Below are 7,780 nucleotides of genomic sequence, written 5' to 3' on the forward strand. Positions count from 1 at the left end.
GTTATTCGTCGTCGTCGAAGTTGTAGCTGCCCGGGGCGAGGTTTTCGAAGCGTGTGTACTTGCCGATGAACGCCAGGCGGATAAAGCCGATGGGGCCGTTCCGCTGTTTGCCGATGATGATTTCGGCAATGCCTTTGTGCTCGGTCTCGGGGTGATACACCTCGTCGCGATACACGAACATGATCACGTCGGCGTCCTGCTCGATCGCGCCGGATTCACGCAAGTCGGAGTTCACCGGGCGCTTGTTGGGGCGTTGTTCCAGGGAACGGTTGAGCTGGGACAGCGCCACCACCGGGCAGTTGAATTCCTTGGCCAGGGCCTTGAGGGATCGGGAGATTTCGGAAATCTCGTTGGTCCGGCTGTCACCGCTGGAACCGGGGATCTGCATCAACTGCAGGTAGTCGATCATGATCAGGGCGATATCGCCGTGCTCGCGCGCCAGGCGGCGGGTACGCGCACGCATTTCCGAGGGGCTGATACCGGCGGTGTCATCGATGAACAGCTTGCGGTCGTTAAGCAGGTTGACCGCCGAGGTCAGGCGCGGCCAATCGTCGTCTTCCAGTTGGCCGGAACGCACCTTGGTCTGGTCGATACGCCCGAGCGACGAGAGCATCCGCATGATCAGCGATTCGCCTGGCATCTCCAGTGAGTACACCAGCACGGTCTTGTCGCTGCGCAACACCGCGTTTTCCACCAGGTTCATCGCGAAGGTGGTCTTACCCATGGAAGGACGGCCGGCGACGATGATCAAGTCGGAGGGCTGCAGGCCGCTGGTTTTCTCGTCGAGGTCGGTGTAGCCGGTGGAAATACCGGTGATGGCGGCGTCGGTGTTGAACAGGGTGTCGATGCGGTCGATGGCCTTGGTCAACAGCTCGTTGACGCCCACCGGGCCGCCGGTTTTCGGGCGGGCCTCGGCGATCTGGAAGATCTGGCGCTCGGCTTCGTCGAGGATCTCTTCGGCGGTGCGCCCTTCTGGGTTGAAGGCGCTGTCGGCGATCTCGGTGCTGATGCCGATCAGTTGGCGCAACGTGGCGCGCTGGCGAACGATCTGGGCATAGGCCTTGATGTTGGCGACGGACGGCGTGTTCTTCGCCAGTTCGCCCAGGTAGCCGAGGCCGCCGACCTGGGAGGTCTGGCCTTCCTTGTCCAGTTGTTCGGCCAGGGTCACCACGTCGATCGGCGAGTTCTGGTCGGCCAGCTTGGCGATGGCGCGGAAGATCAGGCGGTGGTCATGGCGATAGAAATCACCGTCCGAGACTTGATCCAGCACGCGTTCCCAGGCGTTGTTGTCCAGCATCAAACCACCGAGCACAGCCTGTTCGGCCTCGATGGAATGCGGCGGCACCTTCAGGGCAGCGGTTTGCAGATCGTATTGCTCAGGAGCTGAAATATCGTTCATGGCCACTTGGAATTTGGGGTGTGTAGAAAAACAAAAGGCACGACCTGTAAACAGGATCGTGCCCGATGTTAACCGCCTGGCACGCGAGGTGCCAGCCAGTTAGGTGCGGCTTAAGCTGCTACCACGACAACGCGTACGGTGGCTTCAACTTCGGCGTGCAGGTGCACGGCTACGTCGAATTCGCCTACGTTGCGGATGGTGCCGTTCGGCAGACGAACTTCGCTCTTCTGCACTTCAACGCCGGAGGCGGTCAGTGCATCAGCGATGTCGTGGGTGCCGATCGAACCGAACAGCTTGCCTTCGTCACCGGCGGTGGCAGTGATAGTCACTTCCAGCTCAGCCAGTTGGGCAGCGCGAGTTTCGGCCGAAGCTTTTTTGTCTGCTGCGGCTTTTTCCAGCTCGGCACGACGCTCTTCAAACGCAGCCAGGTTGGCAGCGGTTGCAGCGGTGGCTTTGCCGTATGGCAGCAGGTAGTTACGACCGTAGCCGGCCTTAACGTTCACTTTGTCGCCCAGGTTGCCCAGGTTGGCGACTTTTTCCAGAAGGATCAGTTGCATGTGAAAATCCTCTAACTTTTAACCTTCACCGTTCGCGTTATCGGCGTCTTTCGGCGCCAGACGACCGCGAAAATCAATCAGGCCGTCGACAATGGCCAGAACCACGAGTAACGGATAGATCAGCTGCATGAACAGCACCATTGTTACGTACATCCCCACCAGCCAGAACTTGGCCAGGCGCTTCTGCGCGACCAGCCCGTGAATCAGGGCCAGTCCGGCGAACACCAGCGGTACGCTGCAAAACAGCACCAGCAAGGTGGCTTGTGAACCGAAGTACGGTCCGACCACCATGAGTGCCAGCAGCAACATCGCCGGGCCCACGGGGATTCTGATACTGCGAAATTCGCGACCAAAACCACCCGGGTTGTACAACAACGCCTGCCAATATCGCCCAAGCATCAGGCTCAGCACGCTGACGATCTGCATCATTACCGCCATCAGGCCGATCAGGGCCGGTGCAATCAGTGTCGCAAGACGCGCTCGCTCATCTACCGAAAGCTGCTGGTAGAGTTCCCCGAGGGCCATCGGCAGGACCTTGACGATCTCTTGCGACAGCACCTCGATCTGCGGGCGGAAAGCCGCGTCGATCAACACCGAAAACACCAACCCCACTGCCACGCTGACCAGCAGCGTGCGGGCCCAGGACTCACTTGCGCGCAAAACCAACGCAAGGCTCGACGATCCCAGCAGTACCAGAAGTACCTTGGGTTCGCCCAGTTGCAGCCACCAGATCAAGGCGGCCAGCACTCCCAGGGCCAGGACGCCAAGGGCATCCTGCAAACCGCGCCGCAGCAGCACAAGGCAACCTGCGGCAGCACCCAACCAATACAACAACGGCAATGCTGCACATCCAGCCACTACGAGAGTGGCCTGCACGCGACCGCGCATGATGAACTCAGCTAAGGCGCGCATGCATTCAATCCCTTACTACTTGTCGACTGCCCGGTCTCAGCGGCCGTGGCTGTCGGTGTAGGCCAGCAGGGCCAGGAAGCGGGCGCGCTTGATAGCGGTGGCCAGCTGACGCTGATAACGTGCTTTGGTACCGGTGATACGGCTTGGAACGATTTTGCCGGTCTCGGATACGTAGGCTTTCAGAGTGTTGAGATCTTTGTAATCGATCTCTTTCACGTCTTCAGCGGTGAAGCGGCAGAATTTACGACGACGGAAGAAACGTGCCATTTGATAGGCTCCTTAAAAGGTCCGTGGATTACTCGTCAGCGTTATCGCTGTTGTCGCTGTCATCACTATCAGCGCTATCAGCGCCTTCGTGCTCAGGACGGTCGCGACGCTCACGGCGCTCACTGCGGTTTTCTTCAGCCTTGAGCATCTCGGATTGGCCGGTAACGGCTTCTTCGCGACGGATGACCAGGTTACGGATCACAGCATCGTTGTAGCGGAAGTTGTCTTCCAGCTCGGCCAGGGCCTTGCCAGTGCACTCAACGTTCAGCATCACGTAGTGAGCCTTGTGAACATTGTTGATTGCGTAGGCCAGTTGACGACGGCCCCAATCTTCCAGACGGTGGATTTTGCCGCCGTCTTCTTCGATCAGCTTGGTGTAACGCTCAACCATGCCGCCGACTTGCTCGCTTTGATCCGGGTGGACCAAAAAGATGATTTCGTAATGACGCATGAATGCTCCTTACGGGTTGTAGCCTGCCGCTCAAAAACGGTCAGACAAGGAGTGAATGACACTTATGGATCTTGCCGCAGGGAGGCACCTCGGTGCCCGCCAGGAAGGCAAGGGGCGCAATTGTAGAGAAGGGGGAGGATGCGTGCAAGGTGATTGGTGATTATTTGAACAATCTTCCAGACACCCCAAAAACACTGTGGGAGGGGGCTTGCCCCCGATTACGAAGGATCAGCCACATCATCTGCAACTGACACACCGCTATCGAGGGCAAGACCCCTCCCACATTTTGATCACTTCTTCGTTTTGGCCTTGGCCTTTGCGCCACGCTGGCGCTGGGCTTCGAACAGGCAGACGCCGGTGGCGACCGACACGTTGAGGCTACTGACACTACCGGCCATCGGCAGGTGCACCAGGTAATCACAATGCTCGCGGGTCAGGCGGCGCATACCTTTGCCTTCGGCGCCCATGATCAGGATGGTCGGGCCGGTGAGGTCCTGGTCATAAATGCTGACCTCGGCCTCTCCCGCCGTACCCACGACCCACAGGCCGCGCTGCTGGAGCTTCTCCAGGGTGCGCGCCAGGTTGGTCACGGCCACCAGCGGAATCACTTCGGCTGCGCCACACGCGACTTTACGCACCACCGGCGTCAGCGTCGCCGATTTGTCTTTAGGCACGATTACCGCCAGCGCACCGGCAGCGTCCGCCGAGCGCAGGCAGGCGCCGAGGTTGTGCGGGTCGGTCACGCCGTCCAGCACCAGCAACAACGGCGCACCTTCGGTGCGGTCGAGCAGCTCGTCGAGCATCGCCTCGCCCCAGACCTGACTCGGGCTGACATCCGCCACCACGCCCTGGTGAACGCCCTCTACCCACACGTCCATTTCACGACGCTCGGCCTGGCCGATGGCAACCTTGTTTTGCGTGGCCAATTCAACCAGCGCTTGTACGCGCGGCTCGCTGCGCCCTTCCGCCAGCCAGACTTGCTTGACGCGCCTGGGGTGGTGACGCAGCAGTGCTTCTACGGCGTGGACGCCGTAGATTTTTTCCAGACTCATGACTTGGCCTTAGGTTTGCGCGACCCGCCGCTTTTCGCGGGAGCCGAGCCCGCTTTTGGCGGGCCTTTACGGTGTTTACTGGGCTTGCTCGACGGTTTTTCCGCCCCGTGGGACTTTCCCCCAGACGCCGCTTTACCACCGCTTTTGGCTTCATTGAGCAACTGCTGCTTCAACTCACGGCTCTTGCGCAGTTCAGCGTTTTTCGCCGCTGCATCGCTTGGGCGGTAGGCTTCGGGGGCCTTTTCCTTGGTCGATGAACGACGACCGGCCTTGGCTGGCGCAGGTTCGACGGTCGCTGCTTTGGCAGGCGCGGCCTTGCCTTTGCTGGTCGGTTCGCTACCACGCTTTTTACGGCTGCCCGGCGATTCGGCTGGCTTATCGGACATGCCGAAGTCGATCTTGCGCTCGTCGAGATCGACGCGCATGACCTGCACTTCAACGGTATCGCCAAGGCGGAAGCTGCGACCGGTGCGCTCGCCCGCCAGGCGGTGATGCACAGGGTCGAAGTGGTAGTAGTCGCCCGGCAAGGCGGTGACGTGCACCAGGCCTTCGACATAGATATCGGTCAGCTCCACAAACAGACCGAAGCCGGTCACGGCGGTGATCACACCCGGGAACGATTCGCCTACGCGATCCTTCATGAACTCACACTTGAGCCAGTTCACCACGTCGCGGGTGGCTTCGTCGGCGCGGCGTTCGCTCATGGAGCACTGCTCGCCCAGCTGTTCCAGGGCCGCTTCGTCGTACGGATAGATCCGCGCCTTCGGAATGGTCATGGCACCGGCGCGCTTGACGTGCGGGGTGTTCATCTTGGAATGGATCACGCTGCGGATCGCACGGTGCGTGAGCAGGTCCGGGTAACGGCGGATCGGCGAAGTGAAGTGGGTGTACGCCTCGTAGTTCAGGCCGAAGTGGCCCTGGTTATCCGCGCTGTACACCGCCTGGCTCAGGGAGCGCAGCATGACGGTCTGGATCACGTGGTAATCCGGGCGGTCCTTGATGCTGGCCAGCAGAGCCTGGTAATCCTTCGGCGTCGGGCCGTCCTTGCCTTTGTGCAGGGACAGGCCGAGTTCGCCGAGGAACGCGCGCAGCTTTTCCAGACGCTCCGGCGGCGGGCCGTCGTGCACCCGGTACAACGCAGGGATCTCGTGCTTTTTCAGGAACTCAGCGGTGGCCACGTTGGCCGCCAGCATGCATTCCTCGATCAGCTTGTGCGCATCGTTACGGGTGGTCGGGGTGATCGCGGCGATCTTGCGCTCGGAACCGAAGACAATCCGGGTTTCCTGGGTTTCAAAATCGATCGCGCCTCGGGTGTGACGTGCGCCCAGCAACACCTTGTACAGCGCATAGAGCTGCTTGAGATGCGGCACGACATGGCCGTACTCACCACGCAATGCTTTGGCTTCGCTGGTTTTCGGCTGTTCCAGGATGGTGCTGACCTTGTTGTAGGTCAGGCGCGCCTGGGAATGAATCACCGCTTCATAGAACTGGTAATCGGTCATTTCGCCGGTTTTCGAGATAGTCATCTCGCACACCATGGCCAAACGGTCGACTTTCGGGTTCAGCGAGCACAGCCCGTTGGACAACTCTTCCGGCAGCATCGGAATCACGCGCTCGGGGAAGTACACCGAGTTGCCACGCACCTGGGCCTCGTTATCCAGGGCCGAACCGATCTTCACGTAGCTGGAGACGTCGGCAATCGCCACGTACAACTTCCAGCCGCCGGAGAACAGACGCAGCTTGCCCGGCTTGGCTTCGCAGTAGACCGCATCGTCGAAGTCGCGGGCGTCTTCGCCGTCGATGGTGACGAACGGCAGATGGCGCAGGTCGATGCGCTTCTCTTTGTCCTTCTCTTCGACTTCCGGCTTGAGCTTGCGCGCTTCTTTCACGACGGCTTCAGGCCAGACGTGAGGAATATCGTAGGTACGCAGCGCGACATCGATTTCCATGCCCGGCGCCATGTAGTTGCCGACCACTTCAATCACATCACCCTGCGGCTGGAAGCGAGGGGTCGGCCAGTGGGTGATCTTCACCTCGACAAACTGGCCAACCTTGGCATTCGCATTGCGGCCCGGGGTGATCAGCACTTCCTGCTGCACCTTCGGGTTATCCGGCACCACAAAACCAATGCCGCCTTCTTCGAAGTAGCGACCGACGATGGTCTCGTGACCACGGGACACCACTTCGACGATCACGCCTTCACGGCGACCGCGACGGTCCAGGCCGGAAACACGCGCCAGGGCACGGTCGCCATCGAACACCAGGCGCATTTGCGCCGGGCTCATGAACAGGTCATCGCTGCCGTCGTCCGGGATCAGGAAGCCAAAGCCGTCACGATGGCCGGCGATGCGGCCGAGGATCAGGTCGAGCTTGTCCACTGGCGCGTAAGTGCCACGGCGGGTGTAGATCAATTGTGCGTCGCGCTCCATGGCGCGCAGGCGGCGGCGCAGGGCTTCGAGCTGGTCTTCGGTGGTCAGACCGAATTCTTCAACCAACTGCTCGCGGCTAGCAGGCGAGCCCCGATCGGCGAGGTGCGCCAGGATCAGTTCGCGGCTAGGAATAGGGTTTTCATATTTTTCCGCTTCACGAGCGGCCTCGGGATCGAGGGACTGCCAATCGGCCATTAGAGAGTTTTCACCTTGTCTATATGCGGGTTAGTTTGGCATACGCGTATTGAAACGGGAAATTTCAGACGTCAACAAGCCTTTTAAAGCCCTTTGCAGCCCGCAACAGGCACCTTGCACGACCACTGGCGAAATTTTCCAGGCTTTTTTCGTGGCGGGGGTTTACAGCTTAAAATCCCCTCCGTATAGTGCGCGCCATCGACGACGGCAACGTTGTTTGATAATGCCCAGGTGGTGAAATTGGTAGACACGCCAGCTTCAGGTGCTGGTGACCTTACGGTCGTGGAAGTTCGAGTCTTCTCCTGGGCACCAAATTCAGATAAAACCCGCGAAAGCGGGTTTTTTCGTTTCAAGGCTCTGATTTTTAACGGAAAACTTGATTTATTTTTTTGAATCAGGGGTTTACAGATCAAAAAGCCCTCCGTATAGTTCGCTCCATCAACAGCGCAAGCGTTGTTGATAATGCCCAGGTGGTGAAATTGGTAGACACGCCAGCTTCAGGTGCTGGTGACCTTACG

General features: G+C 59.7%; 7 protein-coding genes and 1 tRNA gene. 1 reads left to right on the forward strand and 7 read right to left on the reverse strand.

The annotated features are described in order from the left end of the window. Position 1: 1 nt before the first annotated feature. From dnaB to rnr, 7 genes are all read right to left on the reverse strand, one after another. Positions 2-1,399 carry a replicative DNA helicase gene (dnaB, locus tag BFN10_RS23350; RefSeq protein WP_071491667.1) on the reverse strand — a complete coding sequence of 466 codons (1,398 nt, stop codon included), beginning with the start codon at positions 1,397-1,399 and terminating at the stop codon, positions 2-4. Between the two features lie 110 nt (positions 1,400-1,509). Continuing rightward, positions 1,510-1,956: a 50S ribosomal protein L9 gene (rplI, locus tag BFN10_RS23355; protein WP_003171376.1), complete on the reverse strand. Its 447-nt coding sequence runs from the start codon at positions 1,954-1,956 to the stop codon at positions 1,510-1,512. Positions 1,957-1,974: 18 nt separating this feature from the next. Beyond that, on the reverse strand, positions 1,975-2,868 hold the full coding sequence (locus BFN10_RS23360) for a YybS family protein (RefSeq protein WP_071491668.1): 894 nt from the start codon (positions 2,866-2,868) through the stop codon (positions 1,975-1,977). Positions 2,869-2,904: 36 nt separating this feature from the next. Further along, positions 2,905-3,135 (reverse strand): 30S ribosomal protein S18, encoded by a 231-nt coding sequence (gene rpsR, locus BFN10_RS23365; protein WP_002551829.1) that lies wholly within the window; start codon positions 3,133-3,135, stop codon positions 2,905-2,907. Positions 3,136-3,163: 28 nt separating this feature from the next. Continuing rightward, on the reverse strand, positions 3,164-3,586 hold the full coding sequence (gene rpsF / locus BFN10_RS23370; RefSeq protein ID WP_003236224.1) for a 30S ribosomal protein S6: 423 nt from the start codon (positions 3,584-3,586) through the stop codon (positions 3,164-3,166). 290 nt (positions 3,587-3,876) lie between these two features. Next, positions 3,877-4,638 (reverse strand): 23S rRNA (guanosine(2251)-2'-O)-methyltransferase RlmB, encoded by a 762-nt coding sequence (rlmB, locus tag BFN10_RS23375; protein ID WP_071491669.1) that lies wholly within the window; start codon positions 4,636-4,638, stop codon positions 3,877-3,879. Next, positions 4,635-7,262 carry a ribonuclease R gene (gene rnr / locus BFN10_RS23380; protein ID WP_071491670.1) on the reverse strand — a complete coding sequence of 876 codons (2,628 nt, stop codon included), beginning with the start codon at positions 7,260-7,262 and terminating at the stop codon, positions 4,635-4,637. The genes rlmB and rnr overlap by 4 nt, the downstream gene beginning before the upstream one ends. A gap of 225 nt (positions 7,263-7,487) precedes the next feature. Here rnr and BFN10_RS23385 point away from each other — a divergent pair. Continuing rightward, positions 7,488-7,574, forward strand: a tRNA-Leu gene (locus BFN10_RS23385). Positions 7,575-7,780: the final 206 nt, after the last annotated feature.

The sequence above is a fragment of the Pseudomonas extremorientalis genome, from assembly GCF_001870465.1.
In the GTDB taxonomy this organism is placed as follows: domain Bacteria; phylum Pseudomonadota; class Gammaproteobacteria; order Pseudomonadales; family Pseudomonadaceae; genus Aquipseudomonas; species Aquipseudomonas extremorientalis.